The sequence below is a fragment of the Limnohabitans sp. genome (assembly GCF_046052825.1).
Classification (GTDB): domain Bacteria; phylum Pseudomonadota; class Gammaproteobacteria; order Burkholderiales; family Burkholderiaceae_C; genus Limnohabitans.
Map to the genome: position 1 here is coordinate 1 of NZ_JAVLFP010000070.1, position 21,026 is coordinate 21,026.

Consider the following 21,026-nt stretch of genomic DNA (forward strand, 5'->3'; position numbering starts at 1 on the left):
AGAGACAGAGCCCCATGCATGGGCCAGTCCCCATGAGTTGGAAGACCTGCAAGCCCAGCTGACAGCCCCTGTGGCCCTGCCCGCACGCAGCGCTGAAGCGGTGGATTTGCCGCCTTTTCGGCGCTCAGCCCCTGAAGCTGGAGGGTCCATCGAGGTCACGTCTTACAAGCCGCCTCACTCCGCTCGGCTGCGCTACGACGTCAAAGGCCAGGCCAGACACATCGGCTACTCCGCTTGGGCCAATTTGGATTGGCAGCAAGATGGTCAGGCCTACAACGCGCGGCTTGAAGTGGGCGCTTTTTTGCTGGGCTCACGGGTACAAACCAGCGTGGGCGTGCTGGGCGCAGAGGGCGTCATGCCAACGCGGTTTGGTGACAAGTCACGCAGTGAACTCGCAGCGCACTTCCAGCGAGACAAAAACATCATCAGCTTCAGCGCCAACACCCCAGATGCCCCGCTGATCAAGGGTGCACAAGACCGTCTGAGTGTGGTGCTCCAGTTGGGCGCCTTGGTGGGCGCTGACCGCGAACGCTTTCCCGTCGGAACCATGTTGTCTGTGCCCACGGTGTCGCAACGCGAGGCTGAAATATGGCAATTTGTGGTGGAGAAAGAAGAGTTGCTGCATCTGCCCTATGGTGAAGTTCACAGCCTCAAGCTGAGCCGACAACCCAGGCGCGAATTCGATCAGCGCATTGAGCTTTGGTTGGCACCCAGTCTGGATTATTTGCCTGCACGCTTGCGCATCACCAACGCCAATGGCGACTTTGTCGACCAGTTGTTGCGAACCGTGGAGGCCCCAGGGTCTTGAATTCGCCCGATTCGAACCGATAACTTATGTCACACTGGACAAACAACCTTTTGACTCTTTTTTGACCCGCTTTTGACCCGGACAGACACCATGGACATGCTTTACAACTCGGACACGTATTCCGTGATGCACCTCAAGGCGCAGGATGAAAGCTTGGAGCCTGCACGTCCTGACTTGCCTGTGTTGTCGCGCCATGGCTTTGAAATTGTCGACAAGCGCTCGGGCAAAGAGGTCTACCTGGAAGGCTCTTGGGCTGAGTTGTTCCAAGCCCATTTGCGCGCTTGGCAAGAAAACTCGCCGTCACAGGAAGAGGTCGAAGAGACGCTTGCAGGTTACGCCGAACTGGCACAAAACCCGGTGGTGGTGCACTGAGCGACTGAGGCCGCGCGACCCTGCGCGGTGAGGGTGTGCATGCGCAAACCTACAATTGCGCCCATGACTGCTTACATCCTCAACCTGTCTTGCCCTGATCGCCAGGGCATCGTTCACGCGGTGTCTGGTTTTTTGCTGGAACGCCAAGGCAACATCGAAGAAGCCGCCCAGTACAACGACCACGACACGGGTTTGTTTTTCATGCGGGTTCAATTCGCCTGCGACAGCCTCAGCCAAGACGATGTGCGCACCCAGCTCGCCACGCTGGCCGAGACATTTGGCATGCGTTGGACCTTGCACGACACCACCCAGCCCATGCGCACCGTGATCATGGTCAGCAAGGAGGGCCATTGCCTCAACGACTTGTTGTTTCGCTGGAAAAGCGGGCTGCTGCCTTTGGACATTCGGGCCATCGTCAGCAACCACCGAGAGTTCTACCAGCTGGCCGCCAGCTACAACGTGCCGTTCCACCACATTCCAGTCACGGCCGCCACCAAAGCGCAAGCGGAAGCCAAGCAGTACGAGATCATCCAAAGTGAAGGTGCGGAACTGGTGGTGTTGGCGCGCTACATGCAAATTTTGAGCGATGACCTGTGCCAAAAACTGGCCGGGCGTGCCATCAACATCCACCACAGCTTTTTGCCCAGCTTCAAAGGCGCCAAGCCCTATTACCAAGCCCACGACCGAGGCGTCAAGTTGATCGGCGCCACCGCGCATTACGTGACGGCGGACTTGGACGAAGGCCCCATCATTGAGCAAGATGTGGCACGCGTGGACCACAGCAAAACGGTGGAAGACTTGACCACCCAGGGCCGCGACACCGAGAGCCAGGTGCTGGCCCGTGCCGTGAAGTGGCACAGCGAACACCGCGTGCTGATCAACGGCCACAAAACCGTGATCTTCAAATAACTGACATGACCCACCGCATCCCTCCGATTCAGTGCTTGCTCACGTTTGAGGCACTGGCCAGGTTGCGCTCGGTCACCCAAGCCGCCGAAGAGCAATGTGTGACACCGAGCGCGGTGAGTCACCGGGTGAAGCAACTGGAACAACTCTTGGGCGTGAAGTTGTTTGGACGCGCTGACTTCTCACTCACCACCGAGGGCAGCGAATACTTGGCGCATGTGCGCGAGGGCTTGTCGATCCTGGAGCGTTTTCCCGGCAAAGATGGCAGCAGCCACGGGGGCAAGCGCAAGCTGCGTTTGGCGGTCACGCCCACCTTTGCGCGTTCGATCTTGATGCCACGCCTGCGCCAGTTTGCCGAGGCCTACCCCGAGATTGACCTGACCCTGCAAGTGACCATTCCGCTGCTGGACGTGGTGGCAGAAGACGCCGATCTGACGATCCGTTTTGGCACCGGTCGCTATGCAGACGTCGAGCATGTGTGCGTGATGAAAGACGAGGTGACGCCCATGGCATCGCCCGCCTTTGTGCGCGAGCATGGCCCGTTTGAAGCGTCTGACGACTTGGCCGATGTCACGCTGTTGCGCAGCCCACTAGAACCCTGGCGTACTTGGTTTGCCGCCCACGACCTGGACTGGCCGGAGCCGGTGGACGGCTCTTGCTTCAATGACATTGGCCTGATCTGTGATGCCGCTGCCCAAGGCTTGGGGGTGGGCTTGGTGCGCTTGAAGCTGGGTGCGCCTTGGCTGGAAAACGGCACCTTGGTGCGTCTGTTTCCACGCCAAGTGCCCAGCCCGCACGGGCATTACCTGTGTTGGCGTTCAGGGGCGATGGACCGATGGGAATGTGCAGCGTTTGCGGATTGGCTCAAATCGGCCGTGGCATAAGCCCTGGCCTCACCGTCCAGCGATGTCCGAGACGCCACTGGCCCCGCATTCAAGACATTTCAATCTTTGCTGTAACTTTCTTCACGCAGCCGGCTGGTGTTTTGGCTTAAAGTGCCACGCATGAACGCACCACTCACCTCCGAACAGCAAAACACCCTGGCCCGCTCTGAGCGCCAAGCCCAAGTGGTGAAGGCCCTGCTGCAAGTGCTGCCTCAGCATGCGCTGCTCCATACCAGTGAGGACACCGTGCCTTACGAGTGCGATGGGCTCACGGCCTACCGCGCGCGGCCCTTGTGCGTGGCCTTGCCTGAAACCGCAGACCAAGTGCAAGCGGTGCTGCAAACCTGCCACGCCTTGGACGTGCCGGTGGTGGCGCGGGGCGCTGGGACGGGCCTGTCAGGCGGCGCCATGCCGCATGCAGATGGGGTCACCCTCTCGTTGGCCAAGTTCAACCAAATTCTTCGCATCGACCCGCTGGCACGAACGGCCGTGGTGCAGTGTGGTGTGCGCAACCTGGCCATCAGCGAGGCCGCCGCGTCACACGGCTTGTACTACGCACCCGATCCGTCGAGCCAAATTGCCTGCACGATTGGCGGCAACGTGGCCGAAAACTCAGGTGGCGTGCATTGCTTGAAATATGGACTGACGGTGCACAACGTGCTGCAAGTCAAAGGTTTCACCATCGAGGGTGACCCGGTCACGTTTGGCAGCACGGCCCTGGATTCGCCCGGCCTGGACCTGTTGCCTGTGATTGTGGGCAGCGAAGGCATGTTGGCCGTGACGATGGAGGTGACGGTCAAGCTCATCCCCAAACCCCTGTTGGCCCGCTGCATCATGGCCAGTTTTGATGACGTGCGCAAAGCGGGCGACGCGGTGGCAGCGGTGATTGCCGCAGGCATCATTCCGGCCGGCTTAGAGATGATGGACGGCCCCATGACCGCCGCGGTGGAAGACTTTGTGCACGCGGGCTACGACCTGAACGCGGCGGCGATTTTGCTGTGTGAGAGTGACGGCACACCCGAAGAGGTGGAAGAGGAAATTGGCCGCATGAGCGAGGTGCTGCGCGGCTGTGGCGCCACGGCCATCACGGTGAGTCGCGATGAAGCGCAACGCCTGAAGTTTTGGAGTGGCCGCAAAAACGCGTTCCCCGCCTCTGGACGCATCAGCCCCGACTACATGTGCATGGACAGCACCATCCCGCGCAAACGCGTGGCCGACATCTTGCAAGCCATCTCAGAGATGGAAGACAAGTACCAGCTGCGCTGCTTGAACGTCTTTCACGCCGGCGACGGCAACTTACACCCCTTGATTTTGTTTGATGCCAATGACGCAGACCAAATGCACCGTTGCGAGCTGTTTGGCGCCGAGATCTTAGAAACCAGCGTGGCCATGGGCGGCACGGTGACCGGAGAGCACGGCGTGGGCATTGAAAAAGTCAACAGCATGTGCGTGCAATTCAGCGCCGACGAAAACGAGCAAATGTTTGGGGTCAAGCGTGCCTTTGACCCCAAGGGTTTGCTCAACCCCGGCAAGGTGATTCCTACCCTGCACCGCTGCGCCGAGTACGGCAAGATGCTGGTGCGCGCAGGGCAAATCAAGCATCCGGATTTGCCACGTTTCTAAATATCAGAGTTTTACGCGGCCCCAAACCAAAAGGCAGCTAGCCTGCGAAGGTACGCCCGCCAAAGATCGCCGTTCCCACCCGCACCATGGTGCTGCCGGCGTGGATGGCAGCTTCCAAGTCGCCGGTCATGCCCATCGACAAGGTGTCGAACTGCGGCAAATTCAACACAGCCTTCATCTCGCCAAACAAGGCGCGCGCTTTGTTGTGCACAGCCACTTGTGCCTCAAAGCCATCGACGGGATCAGGAATGGTCATCAAGCCGCGCAGGCTCAACCTGGGCAGCTTGGCCACATCGAGCGCCAGCGTCAACACGTCGTCGGGCGTGACCCCGGATTTGGTGGCGCCGCCATCGGTGTTGACTTGCAGACACACCTGAAGTGGCGGCAAATGTGCGGGGCGCTGGTCGTTCAAGCGTTGTGCAATTTTCAGGCGGTCAATGGTGTGGGCCCAATCAAAGTGTTCGGCCACCAGTTTGGTTTTGTTGCTCTGGATGGGGCCGATGCAGTGCCAAACCAAGGCAGGGACGTGAGGGTCAGCACGAAAGGCCACGATTTTGTCGACGCCTTCTTGGATGTAGTTTTCACCAAAGTCACGTTGGCCACAGTCGGCGACTTCTTGCACATCTGAGGCACTGAAGGTTTTGGACACGGCCAACAGCGTGACGCTTTGGGGGCTTCGCCCAGCGGCCACACATGCTGCTGCAATGCGTGTTTGAACGGTGTGGAGGTTGTGGCTCAGCGTTGTCATCTTGCGGCAGACTTTAACAAGAGTGGCCCTGCCACTCAACGCCGTTGCTTGGGTGACAGCCGCCCCTGACCCGCACCCCCTATGATTCAGCGCATATTCCACAACCTCTTGAGACACGCCATGTCAAGCATCAACGCCAAAACCTACGAACCCGCTCCTTGCACCCACGTGGCCTTCATTGGCATGGGCGTGATGGGCTACCCGATGGCGGGGCATCTGGCCAGCGCAGGGCATGCTGTGACGGTGTACAACCGCTCGCCCGCCAAGGCCCAAGCCTGGGTGAGCGAGTTTGCCAACAGCAAAGCCCCAAAAAGCGCAGCTACCCCCCGTGAAGCGGCCAAAGACGCTGACATTGTGTTTTGTTGCGTGGGCAACGATGCAGATTTGCGGTCGGTGATTTTTGGTGCCGATGGTGCGCTGGCCGGCATGAAGCCGGGTGCAGTGCTGGTGGACCACACCACCGCATCGGCTGACGTGGCACGTGAGATTTACACCGCCGCCAAGAACATTGGCATCCACTTCATCGATGCGCCGGTTTCGGGCGGCCAAGGTGGCGCACAAAATGGCTTGCTGACCGTGATGTGTGGCGGTGACGCCCCTGTGTTTGAACGCGTCAAACCTGTCGCCATGGCGTTTTCGCGGGCTTTCACGCTCATGGGTGAACCGGGTGCGGGCCAGTTGACCAAGATGGTCAACCAAGTGTGCATTGCCGGTTTGGTGCAAGGCTTGAGCGAAGCCGTGGCCTTTGGCCAACGCGCGGGCCTGGACATGAACCTGGTGTTGGATGTGATTGGCAAAGGTGCCGCCCAAAGCTGGCAACTCGACAACCGTGGCAAGACCATGGTGGCAGACAAGTTTGACTTTGGCTTTGCCGTGGACTGGATGCGCAAAGACTTAGGCCTGGTGATGGACGAGGCCAAACGCAATGGCGCGCGTTTGCCCGTGACAGCTTTGGTGGATCAGTTTTACGCCGATGTACAGCACATGGGCGGTCAGCGTTGGGACACCTCCAGCTTGATCAAGCGCTTGAAGTGAACACACGTTCAACCCCACAAAAAGGCCCGCATCAGCGGGCCTTTTTGTTGCGGTTTGCCGTCACTGACGGCTGGCCTGTCACTTGACAGGTGTCACCACCGGGGCATTGGTGGTCAGCGGCACACCTGCGCCAGACATGACGGGCGTGGCCTTGGTTTGTTCGACAGGCGCAGGCTTGGGTCGCAACGCTTGCAATTCGGCATCGGTCAGGTATTCGAAAACCCGCACCACACGTTTGACGCCACTCACGCCACGGGCGATGTCGGTGGCTCGGTTGGCTTCGCGCTGTGTCACGCGGCCCATCAAATAGACCGTGCCGCGCTCGGTGACCACTTTGTAGATCGAAGCAAACACGTCTTCGTTGTCCACCATGGCCGCTTTGACACGGGCTGAAATGATCACGTCGCTGGAACGCTCGCCAATGCTCGAAGCTGGCCCCACGGCCAGCTCATTGACCACGCTTTTGACGTTTTCGATGCGGCCCACCAACTGTTCAATTTGTTGGCGTTCGCGTGCAGAGGGAACCTCGCCCGTGATCAGCACCTGTCGGTTGTAGCTGGTGAAGTTTGCATGCACATTGCTGCCAAAATTTTCACGCATGGCACTGGCACTGCGTATCTCAATGCCTTCGTCTTCCACTTGAGCGCCTGAGGTGCGGCGGTCAGCGGCCACCATCGCGCCGCCCACCATGCCGCCCACCACCACGGGTGCACATGCGCTCATGCCCACACTCAAAGCCAACACGGCCAACAGGCCCAAGGTTGAATTTTTCATTTTTTTCACTCACTACTTTCTTGATCGCCAAGCAATTGGGTGTCGACGCCATCGCAGATGCAATGGATGGTCAACAGGTGGACTTCTTGAATGCGCGCCGTGCGGTCATGAGGCACGCAAATGTGGACATCGGTTTCGCGCAAGGCCTGGCCCATCTTGCCACCGCCTTTCCCGGTCAAAGCCACCACCGTCATTTCACGCTCATGGGCGGCTTGAATGGCCGCCAACACATTGGTGGAGTTGCCGCTGGTGGTGATGGCCAACAACACGTCGCCGGGTTGCCCCAACGCACGAACTTGCTTGGAAAAAATGTGGTCGTAGCTGTAGTCGTTGGCGATGGCGGTGATGATGGAGCTGTCGGTGGTCAGTGCGATGGCGCCCAACTCAGGCCTCTCACGCTCAAAGCGCCCCACAAATTCAGCAGCAAAGTGCTGCGCGTCTGCGGCCGACCCCCCATTGCCACAGGCTAACACCTTGCCACCGCTGGTGACGCTGGCCAAGATGGCGGCCACTGCAGCCGCAATGGGTTTGGACAGAACTTGCGCTGCCTGGTATTTCAAGTCGGCGCTGTCGATGAAGTGTTGTTCAATGCGTTGTTCGAGCATGGGCCAATGATACCTGCGCACTGTTTAGGTCGCGTCAAAAGCCGCACGAAACCATTGCAAGCCATCCGGCTCGCAAGCCACCACATCGAAGCGGCAAGGCGGTTCATGGGTCAAGCGCATGAGGAAGTGTCTGGCGGCAAAAATAATGCGTCGCTTCTTCGCATGGGTCACGCTGGCCAGCGCACCACCGTGGTCGCTGCGGCTGCGTTGGCGCACCTCGACAAACACCAAGGTGCCGTCGGTGTCGCGCATGATCAAGTCAATTTCACCGCCGCCTCGCCCAGGGGTCCGATAATTGCGCTGCACCAATTGCAAGCCTTGGGCTTGCAGATGGCGCAACGCCAGGTCCTCTGCCGCATCCCCCGTTTGCTTGGTGGTGGCCTGACCTGTTTTTTGCCCTTTGAGGTTATCCATAGCCCCCTTCGTGATGAGCGCCAACTTTGACTCTGCCCTGTCGGCCGCGCATGCGGCGGCTTCGGCACAACATTATCCGACCGGGGCGCTCTATGTGGTGGCCACGCCGATTGGCAATTTGGCGGACATCAGCTTGCGCGCCCTGCATGTGCTTCAGCTGTGCGACACATTGGCTTGTGAGGACACGCGCCACACACAAAGCATGGTGCGCGCCTTCGGCATCGACAAGGCCTCGTCTCAGTGGTTGGCCGTTCATCAGCACAACGAGGCAGAAGCCTCGCAAGAGGTGGTGCGGCGCCTGCAAGCTGGCCAACGTGTGGCCTATGTGAGCGACGCGGGCACACCTGCGGTGAGCGACCCAGGCGCACGCTTGGTGTGGCAAGTGCGTGCTGCTGGTTTGCGCGTGGTGCCGCTGCCAGGCGCGAGCAGTGTGACAGCGCTGTTGAGTGCTTGCGGCACACCTGCACACGATGCCTCGGATTTTGTGTTTGTGGGTTTTCTGTCCAACAAAGCAACCGAGCGCCAACACGCCGTGCAAGCCCTCGGCGAAGACCCGCGCACCCAGGTGCTGCTGGAGGCACCGCACCGCATCGAAGCACTGGCCGCAGCACTGGGTGTATTGGGCGAACGCCAGGTGACCGTGGGCCGCGAACTGACCAAACAGTTTGAAGAAATTGCCACGCTGTCGGCCCAAGATGTCAGTGCCTGGCTAGGCGCCAATCCGCAGCGCTTGAAAGGTGAGTTTGCTTTGGTGCTGCATGCCCGTGCCTTGGTGTCTGCAACGGGACAAGACCATGACCGTATGCTGCGCATTTTGTTGGCAGAACTGCCGCTGAAAACTGCCGTCAAAGTCGCCTCTGAGCTGACAGGCGAGGGGCGCAATGCCTTGTATGAGCGCGCTCTGGCGTTGAAGAACGCCACTTGAGATGGTGCGGCTGGCGGGGATCGAACCCACGACCCTTGGCTTCGGAGGCCAATACTCTATCCACTGAGCTACAGCCGCGTTACTGAGCCAAGCTATTGTAGGGGCACCGCTATAATTTCGGCTGTTTTGAAGACATTCCAACAGGATCTATCCATCATGAGCGACCATTCACACGACGAAGACCACACAGGCCCGATCAAGACGCCCAAGCAACTGCTGCTGGCTGTGTTCTATTCGTTTGTTCTTCCGGTGTTCATCATCATCGGTTTGGTCTATTACGTGACCTCTGCCAATAAACCACAAGCCGGTTCTTCCAACGCGCCTGAGGCTGTGGCCGTGCGCATTCAAAAGGTTGGGACTGTTGAAATTCGTGATGCCAACCGCGCCATGAAGACGGGCGAAGAAGTTTTCAAAGCCCAATGCACGGCCTGCCACACGGCAGGTGCAGCTGGCGCTCCTAAGTTTGGTGATGCCAGTGCTTGGGGCCCACGCATTGCCAAGGGCTTTGACACCTTGTGGAACTCGGCACTCAAAGGCAAGGGGGCCATGGGCGCCCAAGGTGGTGGCGATTTTGACGATGTTGAAATTGGCAATGCCGTGGTCTACATGGCCAATGCTGCCGGCGCTAAGTTCAAAGAACCCAAGAAACCTGAAGCTGCCAAGTGATTGGCGCTTTCTCCAAAAAACCGGCTTAGGCCGGTTTTTTTATGCCTGCTGTTGAAGCCCGTTCTGTGGGCTCAGGACAAAGCCAAATCGATGCGCCATATCTTGTGTGTGTATGTGCTGCGGCACCCACAGCCCTGTTTCAACGTGCTGCGCCGCAACGCCCACATCTTGGCTGTGGACGAGGCCAAAACCAAGATCGGTTTCTAAGTACACATGGCCTTGTTCGTCGACAAAGCAACGTTGCGCACGCACGGTCTGCCCTGTGTGTGCCTGCACCGAGCCATCGGGTTGCAACAACCACACCCACGGTGTGATTTCTAGTTCTACAAAGACACGCTGCGGGCCGTTTTGAAAGTACCAACGCCCTTGCGCATCAACCCAATAATTGCGGGCAATGAAAGCCTTGAGTTTGTCGTGCTGCAGCTTAGAGCCTTTGTTCCGTGAAAAGGGCCCCAAGGCTTGAACGCTGTCGTCACGCATGTACCAGTCGCCGCGCGCATCGAGCCCAAGCCAACCATAGCAATCGGGCACGTTGGGCCACTTGGCCATGGCTTGTTTGACCAATTCGTCCATCGGTATCTTTCAGTGCAAGGTCGTTTTCAGCCAGTCAAGGACCGCGCAAGGCATGGCGTCCACGTTGGCGGGGAAAGGACCATTGGGAAATCCAACATGGCCCCCAGCTTTGGGCTGCCACAGGGTCACCGTGTGGCTCACTTCTTTCCCCTGCGGTAAACACCATGCTGGCACAAAGGGATCGTTGCATGCGTTGAGTACCAACGCAGGAATTTGGATGTGCGCCAATCCGGGTTTTGCAGATGCGCGCAACCAATAGTCATCCACATTTTGAAATCCATGCAATGGTGCGGTGAAGACATTGTCAAACGCATACAAGGTGTCGGCTGCCAATAAGGCTTTGCGGTCAAACAAGTTTGGGAATTGCTCCAGCTTTTGCAATGCACGCGGTTTCATGGTGTGTAAAAACATGCGGGCGTAGAGCCTCCGGTTGAAGCCTTGATCAATGGCGTGACCACTGGCCGTCAAATCCAGCGGCGCACAGACAGACGCCACACCTTGGATCATTTGGCTTGCTGTGTGCCCAGCTACTCCGGCCCAACGCATCAACGCGTTGCCCCCAAGCGAAATTCCAACAGCCACCATGGGACCGTCATGCCGCTGACGGCATTGCTGAAGCATCCAGTCGATTTCTTCGTGATCTCCTGAGTGGTAAGCCCTGGGCGCTAAATTGATTTCGCCACTGCATCCTCTGAAATGCGGCAACGCCATTGTCCAGCCGCGCTGCATGGCCTGGGCCGCAAAGGAGCGCGCGTAATGGCTGCTTGAAGAGCCTTCCAAACCGTGAAAGAGCACGAGCATTGGACGTGGCCCGGTCAACCCTCGGTTGATCCAGTCAACATCAACGAAGTCACCGTCAGGCGTCGCCCACCGTTCGCGTTGCCAGCATTGCGCTTTCAATGCCGCTGTCGTGGCCAGTTTGGCCGCGTAAATGGTTTGAAAGTTGCCCCCAGGCAGCCAACGCGGGGCTTGGTAGGCCCAAGTCAATGCAACACCTGTGGTCCACCGGGTGTGTCAGCAACACCCGCAGCCTTGCCTGGGCTGGCGTGGTGGGCGACCATTCGCCAGCCTTGTGGTGTGCGTTGGTACACATTGGTCGCGACAACGCATGCTTCTTGTGCGCCTTCGTTGGTCAAAATCGCGATGCGTTCAATCACGTTGTGCATGGCGCTGGTCAAGGATTCAACTTTGCACACCTGCTCAGGCTTGGCGTTGACCGTGCCATTTGAGAACAAGGCTTCAAAAGCTGCACGGATAGCGGCATTGCCAACCAAACGTGACCCACCGGGATGCACACAGACGATGTCATCCTCATCGGCCCAACAGGCCATGAGTTTGTCGATGTCCCCCGATTGCATGGCCTCATAGAACGAGGACTCCACGTCGTCAGCAGAGCCCCCAACAGTTGCAGCACGAAGTTTGGCTTTTGGCATAGTGCAAATTGTCGTTTGATTCACAGGAATAAAAAAAGCCCCAGTCCTCAGACAGGGGCTTTGTCAGCTTGACCCGTTGCGCCCGTTAACGTTTACCGCGGTAACGACGCAAAGCAGCCAGTTCGGCGACCAAGATGCTCAGCTCAGAACGTGCACGTGCCATGTCGACATCGCTTTTTGCGTTCTTGATCGCTTCTTCAGCGGCTTGCTTGGCTAGGTTGGCTTTTTCTTCGTCCAAGTCTTTGCCGCGCACCGCGGTGTCTGACATGACCGTGACACAGTCAGGTTGCACTTCAAGAATGCCTCCCGCCACGAATACGAATTCTTCGCCACCGTCAGCCGTCTGGATGCGCACCGAACCGGGTCGGATGCGCGTGATCAGTGGCGTGTGGCGCGGATAGATTCCGAGCTCGCCAGCTTCGCCTGGCAAAGCCACAAAAGTGGCTTCGCCAGAGAAGATGGACTCTTCTGCACTGACGACATCTACGTGGATGGTACTCATAGGATCTCTCAGATCTTCTTGGCTTTTTCGAACGCTTCGTCGATGGTGCCGACCATGTAGAAGGCCTGCTCTGGCAGGTGGTCACACTCACCGTTGGTAATCATCTTGAAGCCACGAATTGTTTCAGCCAAAGTGACGTATTTACCGGGCGAACCCGTGAACACTTCTGCGACGTGGAAAGGCTGTGACAAGAAACGTTGAATCTTGCGAGCACGGGCCACGGCCAGCTTGTCTTCGGGAGCCAATTCGTCCATGCCCAAGATCGCAATGATGTCGCGCAATTCTTTGTAGCGTTGCAAGGTGCCTTGCACAGAACGTGCAGTGGCATAGTGCTCTTCACCCACCACCAGCGGATCCAATTGGCGGCTGGTGGAGTCCAAAGGATCCACCGCGGGGTAGATACCCAGCGCAGCGATGTCTCGGCTCAGCACCACGGTGGAGTCCAAGTGAGCAAATGTGGTGGCGGGCGATGGGTCGGTCAAGTCGTCCGCTGGCACGTAAACAGCTTGGATGGAGGTGATCGAACCCACTTTGGTGGAGGTGATACGCTCTTGCAAACGGCCCATTTCTTCTGCCAGCGTAGGCTGGTAGCCCACGGCTGAAGGCATACGACCCAACAAGGCGGACACTTCGGTACCGGCCAAGGTGTAGCGGTAGATGTTGTCCACGAAGAACAACACGTCACGACCTTCATCACGGAACGATTCAGCAATGGTCAAACCCGTCAAGGCCACGCGCAAACGGTTGCCTGGTGGCTCGTTCATTTGACCGTACACCATGGCAACTTTGGATTCGCCCAGGTTTTCCAGGTTCACCACGCCGGAGTCGGCCATCTCGTGGTAGAAGTCGTTACCTTCACGGGTACGCTCACCCACACCGGCGAACACGGACAAGCCGCTGTGCGCCTTGGCGATGTTGTTGATCAACTCCATCATGTTCACAGTTTTGCCCACACCGGCGCCACCGAACAAGCCCACCTTACCGCCCTTGGCGAAGGGGCAAACCAAGTCAATCACTTTGATACCGGTCTCGAGCAACTCTTGTGAGGGGCTGAGTTCGTCATAAGCCGGTGCTTTGCGGTGGATGGAGGCAGATTGCGTCGCGTCCACAGGTCCACGTTCGTCGATGGCATTACCCAACACGTCCATGATGCGGCCCAGGGTGGCTTTACCCACGGGCACTGTGATTGCAGCACCCGTGTTGGTCACCATCAAACCGCGACGCAAACCATCCGAGGTTCCGAGCGCGATGGTGCGCACGATGCCATCACCCAGCTGTTGTTGCACTTCCAGCGTCAGGGCTGTGCCCTCGAGTTTGAGTGCGTCATACACCTTGGGCATGTGGTCGCGTGGGAACTCGACGTCCACCACGGCGCCAATACATTGAACTATCTTGCCCTGAACGCCTGCGTTCTTGTGGGTGGTCTCATGAGCCATACTCTTTGCTCCAAAAATTAAAATCAGACAGCAGCAGCACCAGCGACGATCTCGGAGAGTTCCTTCGTGATCGCTGCTTGACGCGTCTTGTTGTAAACCAGTTTGAGTTCGTTGATCACGTTCCCAGCGTTGTCGGTCGCGGACTTCATCGCCACCATGCGTGCCGACTGCTCGGACGCCATACTTTCGGCCACGGCTTGGTAAACCAAGGCCTCTACGTAACGAATCAACAACTCGTCAATGACGACGTGTGCATCCGGTTCGTAGATGTAATCCCAGCTGCGCTGGCCTTCGTGCACTTTGAGCTTGTCAGCGGACAGAGGCAGCAACTGCTCAATCACGGACTCTTGCTTCATCGTGTTGATGAAGCGTGTGAAGCACAGGTACACAGAGTTGATTTCGCCATTCACGTAGGCATCCAACAACACCTTGACTGGGCCAATCAGTTTGTCCAAGTGCGGCGTATCACCCAACTGTGTGGCTTGCGACACAACTTTGACACCCGAGCGGTTCAAAAACCCCAAGCCCTTGTTGCCAATGGCCACAGCTTGGGCCGACATGCCCTCAGCTTGCAAGTCGCGCAATTTATGCGTGACTGCGCGCAGCACGTTGGTGTTAAGACCTCCGCACAAGCCCTTGTCGGTCGTTACCACAATCAGGCCTGCGGCCTTTCCCTGGTTGATTTCCATGAAAGGATGCACATACTCAGGATTGGCTTTGCCCAAATTGGCAGCAACATGACGGATTTTTTCGCTGTACGGACGTGCAGCGCGCATCCTGTCTTGTGCTTTGCGCATTTTGGACGCAGCCACCATTTCCATGGCCTTGGTGATCTTCTTGGTGTTTTCCACCGATTTGATCTTGCCGCGTATTTCCTTACCTGCTGCCATGAGTGGCTCCTTGTGTGGTCAGGTAAGTTTCAAGCAAAAGTTTTCTTGAATGCAACAACAGCGGCATTCAATTCAGCTTCAGCATCTTTGTCCATGGCTTTGTCGGCTTCGAGTTTGGCCAACAAAGCTGCGTGCTTGTCTTTGAGGTAAGCATGCAGTTCATTTTCAAAGTGCAACACTTGTTTGACTTCCACATCGTCCAAGAAGCCTTTGTTCACGGCATACAACGTGGCACCCATCAAGCTGATCGGTTGTGGGCTGTACTGGGCTTGCTTGAGCAATTCGGTCACGCGAGCGCCGCGGTCGAGTTGCTTGCGAGTGGCTTCGTCCAAATCTGAAGCGAACTGCGCAAAAGCAGCCAACTCACGGTATTGGGCCAAGTCGGTACGGATACCACCGGACAGGTTTTTGATCAGCTTGGTTTGAGCGGCACCACCCACGCGGGAGACCGAAATACCGGCGTTGATCGCAGGGCGGATACCTGCATTGAACAACGAGGTTTCCAAGAAGATTTGACCGTCAGTGATCGAAATCACGTTGGTTGGCACGAAAGCCGACACGTCACCCGCTTGGGTTTCAATGATAGGCAAAGCCGTCAATGAACCTGTTTTACCTTTGACGGCACCTTTGGTGAAGTGCTCAACATAGTCGGCGTTCACACGGGCTGCGCGTTCGAGCAAACGGCTGTGGAGATAAAACACGTCGCCAGGGTAAGCTTCGCGGCCTGGAGGACGACGCAACAGCAAAGACACTTGGCGGTAGGCCACGGCTTGTTTGGACAAATCGTCGTACACGATCAGGGCGTCTTCACCACGATCGCGGAAGTATTCGCCCATCGTGCAACCTGAATAGGCTGACACGTACTGCATGGCCGCAGATTCAGAGGCAGAAGCAGCCACCACGATGGTGTACTCCATCGCGCCAGCTTGCTCCAAAGCACGCACCACGTTTTTGATCGACGAGGCTTTTTGCCCAATCGCAACATAAACGCAGGTCATGTTTTGACCTTTTTGGTTGATGATGGCATCAATCGCCACAGCAGTTTTACCTGTCTGACGGTCACCAATGATCAATTCGCGCTGGCCACGACCCACAGGCACCATGGAGTCAATGGACTTCAAGCCTGTTTGCATCGGCTGGCTCACGGACTCACGCGCGATCACACCAGGTGCCACTTTTTCGATCACGTCGGTCATCTTGGCGTTGATCGGACCTTTTCCGTCAATGGGTTGCCCCAGAGCGTTGACCACGCGGCCAATGAGTTCGGGGCCGACGGGCACTTCCAAAATGCGGCCCGTGCATTTGACGGTGTCGCCTTCGGAGATGTGTTCGTACTCACCCAAAATCACAGCACCCACCGAGTCACGCTCAAGGTTAAGGGCCAAACCAAACGTGTTGTTTGGGAATTCCAACATCTCGCCTTGCATCACGTCAGACAGGCCGTGAACACGAACAATACCGTCAGTCACCGACAACACGGTGCCTTGGTTGCGAACGTCAGCGCTCGAAGTCAGACCTTCAATGCGGGTCTTGATAAGTTCAGAGATTTCTGCGGGATTGAGTTGCATGACTCTTTCCTTCTTTCTTGTTAGGGTTGACTGCACTGGAGCCGGCGGCTCAGGCGATCAACGCCACTTTCATTTGATCTAAACGGGCTTTGACAGAGGTGTCCAACACCTCATCACCCACCACCACACGAATGCCACCAATCAGCTCAGGCTCAAGCCTGACCGACACGTTCAAGGTACGCCCAAAACGCTTTTGCAACACATCGCTGACTTGAGCAAGAGAAGCGGGATCAATGTCGTACGCGCTGTACACCACGGCATCTGAAGACCCATTTTGCTTGTTCAAGTGCTCGCGAAACTGTGCAGCCACTTCGGGCAATGCGCTCAACCGACCATTGTCGATGACCACATGCAAAAAGTTTTGCGCAGACGGTGTGAGCTTGGATTTGGCAATCCCAGAGATCAACTCGAACACTTGTTGCGAGGTTACTTTGGGATTGTCGGCAAACTGCAGCAACTCAGCATTGGCGCCAATACCCGCCAACTCATCAAGCCAAGCGGCGGTTGCGCTCAAGTCAGACAAAGAAGCTTTGTACAAAGCTTCCGCGTAAGGACGGGCAATGGTGGCAAGTTCGGCCATATCTTCCTCTTACAGCTCTGCCTTGAGGCGACCCAACAAATCGGCATGGACGCTGGCGTTGACTTCCTTGCGGAGAATCTGCTCAGCACCCTTGACAGCCAACACGGCGACTTGCTCACGCAAGGCCTCGCGGGCTTTCACGACTTCTTGCTCCGCCTCTGCATGAGCAGCAGCCACAATTTTTTTCGCTTCTTCCGAGGCGCGAGCCTTGGCTTCGTCGATCAAGTGTTGTGCGCGGCGCTCAGCGTCAGCCAACAAAGTGGTGGATTCATTGCGGGTTTCAGCCAGCTTGAGTTCCACTTCTTTGTGCGCATTGGAGAGTTCAATCTTGGCATGTTCGGCCGCGGCCAATCCATGGGCAATTTTTTCTGAACGTTCGTCCAGCGCGTTTGCGATGGGTGGCCACACGAATTTCATCGTGAACCACACCAGAATCGCAAAGACGATCATCTGGACGAACAGGGTTGCATTGATGCTCACGGCAACACCTTTCTTATGGTTGTTGCTAGATTACTTCAGGACGAAGGGGTTCGCAAAAGCGAACATCATGGCGATACCGACGCCAATCAAGAAAGCAGCGTCGATCAGACCAGCCAACAAGAACATTTTGGTTTGCAGTTCGTTCATCAGCTCAGGCTGACGAGCGGCTGCTTCAAGGTATTTGCTACCCATGATGCCGATACCGATACAAGCGCCGATAGCGCCCAGACCAATGATGAGACCGGCTGCGAGTGCGACATAACCGAGGACGTGTTCCATTTTTGTTGCTCCTATGAATGGATGAGTGAGAAAGTTGAGAAAGGGAAATCAGTGAGCGTCGTGCGCTTGACCCACATAAACAAGGGTCAACATCATGAAGATGAAAGCCTGCAGTGTGATGATCATGATGTGGAAGATGGCCCAAATAGAACCAGCAATGATGTGTCCGATGGGCAGCAGCACGCCGGGCAAAGTTGCCGCAGCAGCGCCACCCATGAGGGCGATCAACATGAACACCAGTTCACCAGCGTACATATTGCCAAACAGTCGCATGCCATGAGAAACGGTCTTGGCGGCAAACTCGATCATCTGCATGATGAAGTTCACAGGCCACAAAAGCGGGTGAGCACCAAACGGCGCACAAAACAGCTCATGAATCCAACCGCCTATGCCTTTGATTTTGATGTTGTAGAACACACAGACCAACAAGACTGAAGTTGACAGCCCCAAGGTTGTGGAGAGATCGGCCGAAGGCACGACACGCATGTAGGCATGATGCGCATCATGTCCAGCGGCGCCATAAATCATTTCCCAAATTTTGGGGAATAAATCAACAGGGAACAAGTCCATGGCATTCATCAAGAAAATCCAGACAAACACCGTCAAGGCCAAAGGAGCCACAACTTTGCGACTTTGCGCACTGTGAATGATGCCCTTGGCTTGGCTGTCCACCATTTCGACCAAGATTTCGACTGCCGCCTGGAAACGGCCTGGCGCATGCGCTGTTGCACCACGCGCAGCCCTCCACATGAAGAAGCTGGCCAACACACCCAACACCACCGACCAAAAAATAGAGTCGAGGTTGTAAACCGAAAAGTCAATGACGCCAGCCATCGGCTTGTTTTGCAGATGGGTTAAATGGTGAACTATGTATTCACCAGCGGTTGGACCATGTTCAACAGACATTCGTTCGCTCTTTTTAAGTTGGACCCGTTGGATAAAACACCCGGCGCATGCCCAGTGCCAACCAATACACCTTCATCGTCACCACCAGCCCCACCAACATGGCGGGCCAGCTCACATCCTTTACCCAGAGAGGCGCAGCAATCAAAATTGCAAGCGTGAGGCCAATTTTGACCATCTCCCAAAGGAAAAAACCAAACACTGCAGCACCTGCATTGGCCGAGGCCAACCGACCGGTCAGACCCCTGGCAAACAACGCCGCAGGGACAACAACAGCAATTGCGCCGCAAGTCACCGAATAGGCAACCGCTTGGCGACCCGAGATCCACCAAGCCAACAGCGCCACCACCCCTCCAACAATTGCCTGAACACCCACCACTCGCCATACGGACAAAAGTGGCATGTGCTGTCGCAACTGCCTGACTTGCTCTGCCGTCAACGGCTCGAACGCTTCTAGGCTGGCATGCTCTTCATCTTCGGGACGCATTCTGGTCATGTTTATTTACGCCCAGGTTACATCCACAGATACTGCAAAGCCTGCCATTGTACGTGATAACCCATAGGTTTTCAGAGAAAACCCCAGCCACAGAGGATAATTGCTTTCATGACCACCCCTCCCCAGCCCCCGGGCTCCCCTCGTCAAGACTCCTTGATCGATTACCCAAGCCAATTTCCCATCAAGGTCATGGGTCACAAAGTTGATGGGTTTGTCCACGCCATGACCCAAATTGCAGAGCTATTTGACCCGATCTTTGATGCCACAAAGATCGAGTTGCGTGACAGCAAGCATGGCAACTATCTAGGGATCACCCTGATGATCACGGCAACCAGTCGCGAACAACTCGATGAGCTTTACCGCACACTGTCCACCCATCCCATGGTCAAGCTCGCCTTGTAGCACCCAGGCATCGCGAGACCATGCAAATCGACATCCGAGGTACGACGCCCTACTCGGCAACCTACCAGGCCATGCAAGAGTTCACAGCCGCACGCACAGCCTTGACGCCAGATGCTTTGTGGATTTGCGAGCACCCTGCGACCTTCACCCAAGGCTTGGCTGGGCTTGACGCCCACCTATTGGCACCAGGAGATATTCCGGTGGTGGCAACCAACCGGGGCGGTCAAGTCACCTACCATGGACCGGGCCAAGTGGTGGCGTATCCGCTCATTGACTTGAAACGCGCAGGCTACTACGTCAAAGAGTATGTGCATCGCATCGAAGAAGCCGTCATTCGCAGTTTGCTGCACTTTGGCGTCACCGGTCTTCGCGTGGCAGGAGCCCCTGGCATTTACGTGCGCCTAGACGACCCTGGCAGCCACGCTGTATTGCCCCAACGCCCAAGCAAAAATGCCAGCGCAAGTCCCGACTTTAAAGGCCTTGGAAAAATTGCTGCCTTAGGCATCAAGGTCAGTCGGCATTGCACCTATCACGGCGTGGCGCTCAATGTGGCCATGGACTTATCCCCCTTCACGTGCATCAACCCCTGCGGCTACCAAGGCCTGCAGACTGTCGATCTTTCTACAATCGGCGTATCGGTCAGCTGGCAAGAAGCCGCTGATGTATTGGGCCAAAAACTCATCACCTACTTGGCCCCTTGATACGGACCAAGAAAACCAATTCAATTCCATGTCTACCCCTGACAACCGCGTGGTGCGCGACGTACAAAGCGTCGAGACCTACAACGCATCTGACAAACAAAAAGCCGCGGCAAAACTGTCCCGCATCCCAGTGAAGGTTGAAGCGGGCGAAGTGCTGAAAAAGCCCGATTGGATTCGCGTCAAGGCGGGCTCGCCCTCCACCCGTTTTTACGAAATCAAAGACATCTTAAGAAGCAATAAATTGGTCACCGTCTGCGAGGAAGCGTCTTGCCCTAACATTGGCGAATGCTTTGGCAAAGGCACGGCCACCTTCATGATCATGGGCGACAAGTGCACCCGTCGCTGCCCGTTTTGCGACGTGGGTCATGGACGGCCTGACCCCCTGGATGTGAACGAACCTGAGAACTTGGCCAAAACCATTGCCGCACTCAAACTGCAATACGTGGTGATCACCAGCGTAGATCGGGACGACTTGCGTGACGGGGGCAGCCAGCACTTTGTCGACTGCATTCGTCGCACAAGAGAACTCTCACCCCAAACGCAAATTGAAATTTTGGTGCCAGACTTCCGGGGCCGCGACGAGCGCGCGCTAGAAATTTTGAAGTCCGCGCCCCCTGATGTGATGAACCACAACATGGAAACTGTGCCGCGGTTGTACAAAGAGGCTCGGCCCGGCAGCGACTATGCGTTCAGCTTGAACTTGCTCAAAAAATTCAAAGCTCTTTTTCCCCATGTGCCCACCAAGAGCGGTCTGATGGTGGGCTTGGGAGAAACAGACGAAGAGATTTTGCAGGTCATGCAAGACATGAGGGCACACAACATCGACATGCTCACCATTGGGCAGTATTTGGCGCCCAGCACCAGCCACATTCCTGTGCGGCGCTATGTTCACCCCGACACCTTCAAGATGTTTGAAGCCAAGGCTTATGAGATGGGCTTCAGTCACGCGGCCGTCGGGGCCATGGTCCGCTCGAGCTACCACGCCGACCAACAAGCGCATGCCGCGGGTGTCTAAAAAAGCCT

27 protein-coding genes and 1 tRNA gene are annotated in these 21,026 nt (G+C 56.7%); 11 read left to right on the forward strand and 17 right to left on the reverse strand.

The annotated features are described in order from the left end of the window. The 5 genes from ACKWJN_RS12140 to ACKWJN_RS12160 all read left to right on the forward strand — a co-directional run. Positions 1-808: DUF3108 domain-containing protein (locus ACKWJN_RS12140; protein ID WP_408597264.1), on the forward strand; the 808-nt coding region annotated here is incomplete at its 5' end. A 90-nt stretch (positions 809-898) separates the two neighbouring features. Further along, on the forward strand, positions 899-1,180 hold the full coding sequence (locus ACKWJN_RS12145; protein WP_408597266.1) for a DUF3567 domain-containing protein: 282 nt from the start codon (positions 899-901) through the stop codon (positions 1,178-1,180). A gap of 63 nt (positions 1,181-1,243) precedes the next feature. After that, a complete protein-coding gene (purU, locus tag ACKWJN_RS12150) occupies positions 1,244-2,089 on the forward strand; it encodes a formyltetrahydrofolate deformylase (RefSeq protein WP_408597268.1) in 846 nt (281 codons plus the stop codon). A 5-nt stretch (positions 2,090-2,094) separates the two neighbouring features. Continuing rightward, entirely contained in the window at positions 2,095-2,970 is an 876-nt protein-coding gene (locus ACKWJN_RS12155) for a LysR substrate-binding domain-containing protein (protein ID WP_408597270.1), read from the forward strand. A gap of 120 nt (positions 2,971-3,090) precedes the next feature. After that, positions 3,091-4,593 carry an FAD-linked oxidase C-terminal domain-containing protein gene (locus tag ACKWJN_RS12160; protein ID WP_408597272.1) on the forward strand — a complete coding sequence of 501 codons (1,503 nt, stop codon included), beginning with the start codon at positions 3,091-3,093 and terminating at the stop codon, positions 4,591-4,593. Between the two features lie 37 nt (positions 4,594-4,630). Here ACKWJN_RS12160 and ACKWJN_RS12165 read toward each other — a convergent pair whose 3' ends face one another. Continuing rightward, a complete protein-coding gene (locus tag ACKWJN_RS12165) occupies positions 4,631-5,341 on the reverse strand; it encodes a YggS family pyridoxal phosphate-dependent enzyme (RefSeq protein ID WP_408597274.1) in 711 nt (236 codons plus the stop codon). A 120-nt stretch (positions 5,342-5,461) separates the two neighbouring features. Between ACKWJN_RS12165 and ACKWJN_RS12170 the strand changes: the two genes are divergently transcribed. After that, positions 5,462-6,376 (forward strand): NAD(P)-dependent oxidoreductase, encoded by a 915-nt coding sequence (locus ACKWJN_RS12170; RefSeq protein WP_408597275.1) that lies wholly within the window; start codon positions 5,462-5,464, stop codon positions 6,374-6,376. Positions 6,377-6,454: 78 nt separating this feature from the next. On the opposite strand, the gene ACKWJN_RS12175 is transcribed toward ACKWJN_RS12170, so the two are convergent. The 3 genes from ACKWJN_RS12175 to ACKWJN_RS12185 are packed head-to-tail and all read right to left on the reverse strand — an operon-like array spanning position 6,455 to position 8,169. Then, entirely contained in the window at positions 6,455-7,150 is a 696-nt protein-coding gene (locus tag ACKWJN_RS12175; RefSeq protein ID WP_408597276.1) for a BON domain-containing protein, read from the reverse strand. Positions 7,151-7,155: 5 nt separating this feature from the next. Next, positions 7,156-7,755, reverse strand: coding sequence for a phosphoheptose isomerase (locus tag ACKWJN_RS12180; protein ID WP_408597277.1), 600 nt, complete (start codon positions 7,753-7,755; stop codon positions 7,156-7,158). A gap of 24 nt (positions 7,756-7,779) precedes the next feature. Then, positions 7,780-8,169, reverse strand: coding sequence for a YraN family protein (locus ACKWJN_RS12185; RefSeq protein WP_408597279.1), 390 nt, complete (start codon positions 8,167-8,169; stop codon positions 7,780-7,782). A 13-nt stretch (positions 8,170-8,182) separates the two neighbouring features. Here ACKWJN_RS12185 and rsmI point away from each other — a divergent pair, with 13 nt between their 5' ends. Next, positions 8,183-9,094, forward strand: coding sequence for a 16S rRNA (cytidine(1402)-2'-O)-methyltransferase (rsmI, locus tag ACKWJN_RS12190; RefSeq protein ID WP_408597281.1), 912 nt, complete (start codon positions 8,183-8,185; stop codon positions 9,092-9,094). 2 nt (positions 9,095-9,096) lie between these two features. On the opposite strand, the gene ACKWJN_RS12195 is transcribed toward rsmI, so the two are convergent. Continuing rightward, positions 9,097-9,172: transfer RNA gene (locus ACKWJN_RS12195), tRNA-Arg, on the reverse strand. 78 nt (positions 9,173-9,250) lie between these two features. On the opposite strand from ACKWJN_RS12195, the gene ACKWJN_RS12200 reads away from it, so the two are divergent. Beyond that, entirely contained in the window at positions 9,251-9,760 is a 510-nt protein-coding gene (locus tag ACKWJN_RS12200) for a c-type cytochrome (RefSeq protein ID WP_408597282.1), read from the forward strand. Between the two features lie 39 nt (positions 9,761-9,799). On the opposite strand, the gene ACKWJN_RS12205 is transcribed toward ACKWJN_RS12200, so the two are convergent. From ACKWJN_RS12205 to ACKWJN_RS12260, 12 genes are all read right to left on the reverse strand, one after another. After that, a complete protein-coding gene (locus ACKWJN_RS12205; RefSeq protein WP_408597283.1) occupies positions 9,800-10,333 on the reverse strand; it encodes a DUF2946 family protein in 534 nt (177 codons plus the stop codon). A 9-nt stretch (positions 10,334-10,342) separates the two neighbouring features. After that, entirely contained in the window at positions 10,343-11,320 is a 978-nt protein-coding gene (locus ACKWJN_RS12210; protein WP_408597285.1) for a YheT family hydrolase, read from the reverse strand. Beyond that, positions 11,317-11,766, reverse strand: a complete 450-nt coding sequence (locus tag ACKWJN_RS12215) for a YybH family protein (protein WP_408597287.1) — start codon at positions 11,764-11,766, stop codon at positions 11,317-11,319. Before ACKWJN_RS12215 ends, ACKWJN_RS12210 begins: the two co-directional genes overlap by 4 nt. An 85-nt stretch (positions 11,767-11,851) precedes the next feature. Further along, entirely contained in the window at positions 11,852-12,268 is a 417-nt protein-coding gene (locus ACKWJN_RS12220; protein ID WP_100147438.1) for a F0F1 ATP synthase subunit epsilon, read from the reverse strand. 8 nt (positions 12,269-12,276) lie between these two features. Continuing rightward, positions 12,277-13,704 (reverse strand): F0F1 ATP synthase subunit beta, encoded by a 1,428-nt coding sequence (atpD, locus tag ACKWJN_RS12225; RefSeq protein ID WP_408597289.1) that lies wholly within the window; start codon positions 13,702-13,704, stop codon positions 12,277-12,279. Positions 13,705-13,727: 23 nt separating this feature from the next. Then, the gene (gene atpG, locus ACKWJN_RS12230) at positions 13,728-14,594 is read right to left on the reverse strand and encodes a F0F1 ATP synthase subunit gamma (RefSeq protein ID WP_408597291.1); all 867 of its coding nucleotides are present in this window, start codon (positions 14,592-14,594) and stop codon (positions 13,728-13,730) included. Positions 14,595-14,623: 29 nt separating this feature from the next. Continuing rightward, a complete protein-coding gene (atpA, locus tag ACKWJN_RS12235) occupies positions 14,624-16,162 on the reverse strand; it encodes a F0F1 ATP synthase subunit alpha (RefSeq protein ID WP_408597293.1) in 1,539 nt (512 codons plus the stop codon). Between the two features lie 49 nt (positions 16,163-16,211). Continuing rightward, positions 16,212-16,742, reverse strand: coding sequence for a F0F1 ATP synthase subunit delta (locus tag ACKWJN_RS12240; protein ID WP_408597294.1), 531 nt, complete (start codon positions 16,740-16,742; stop codon positions 16,212-16,214). Between the two features lie 9 nt (positions 16,743-16,751). Beyond that, positions 16,752-17,222 (reverse strand): F0F1 ATP synthase subunit B, encoded by a 471-nt coding sequence (locus ACKWJN_RS12245; protein WP_408597296.1) that lies wholly within the window; start codon positions 17,220-17,222, stop codon positions 16,752-16,754. 30 nt (positions 17,223-17,252) lie between these two features. Then, the gene (atpE, locus tag ACKWJN_RS12250; protein ID WP_100147432.1) at positions 17,253-17,501 is read right to left on the reverse strand and encodes a F0F1 ATP synthase subunit C; all 249 of its coding nucleotides are present in this window, start codon (positions 17,499-17,501) and stop codon (positions 17,253-17,255) included. Positions 17,502-17,549: 48 nt separating this feature from the next. Beyond that, complete coding sequence (gene atpB, locus ACKWJN_RS12255; RefSeq protein ID WP_408597297.1) at positions 17,550-18,407, reverse strand: F0F1 ATP synthase subunit A; 858 nt, start codon at positions 18,405-18,407, stop codon at positions 17,550-17,552. A 13-nt stretch (positions 18,408-18,420) separates the two neighbouring features. Further along, a complete protein-coding gene (locus ACKWJN_RS12260) occupies positions 18,421-18,900 on the reverse strand; it encodes an ATP synthase subunit I (RefSeq protein WP_408597299.1) in 480 nt (159 codons plus the stop codon). Positions 18,901-19,008: 108 nt separating this feature from the next. Between ACKWJN_RS12260 and ACKWJN_RS12265 the strand changes: the two genes are divergently transcribed. From ACKWJN_RS12265 to lipA, 3 genes are read left to right on the forward strand one after another with little or no spacing between them, the layout of a single operon-like run. Then, positions 19,009-19,302, forward strand: a complete 294-nt coding sequence (locus ACKWJN_RS12265; protein WP_408597301.1) for a YbeD family protein — start codon at positions 19,009-19,011, stop codon at positions 19,300-19,302. A 20-nt stretch (positions 19,303-19,322) separates the two neighbouring features. Next, on the forward strand, positions 19,323-20,003 hold the full coding sequence (gene lipB / locus ACKWJN_RS12270) for a lipoyl(octanoyl) transferase LipB (RefSeq protein WP_408597303.1): 681 nt from the start codon (positions 19,323-19,325) through the stop codon (positions 20,001-20,003). Positions 20,004-20,031: 28 nt separating this feature from the next. Beyond that, the gene (gene lipA / locus ACKWJN_RS12275; RefSeq protein WP_408597305.1) at positions 20,032-21,018 is read left to right on the forward strand and encodes a lipoyl synthase; all 987 of its coding nucleotides are present in this window, start codon (positions 20,032-20,034) and stop codon (positions 21,016-21,018) included. The last annotated feature ends 8 nt before the right edge of the window (positions 21,019-21,026 follow it).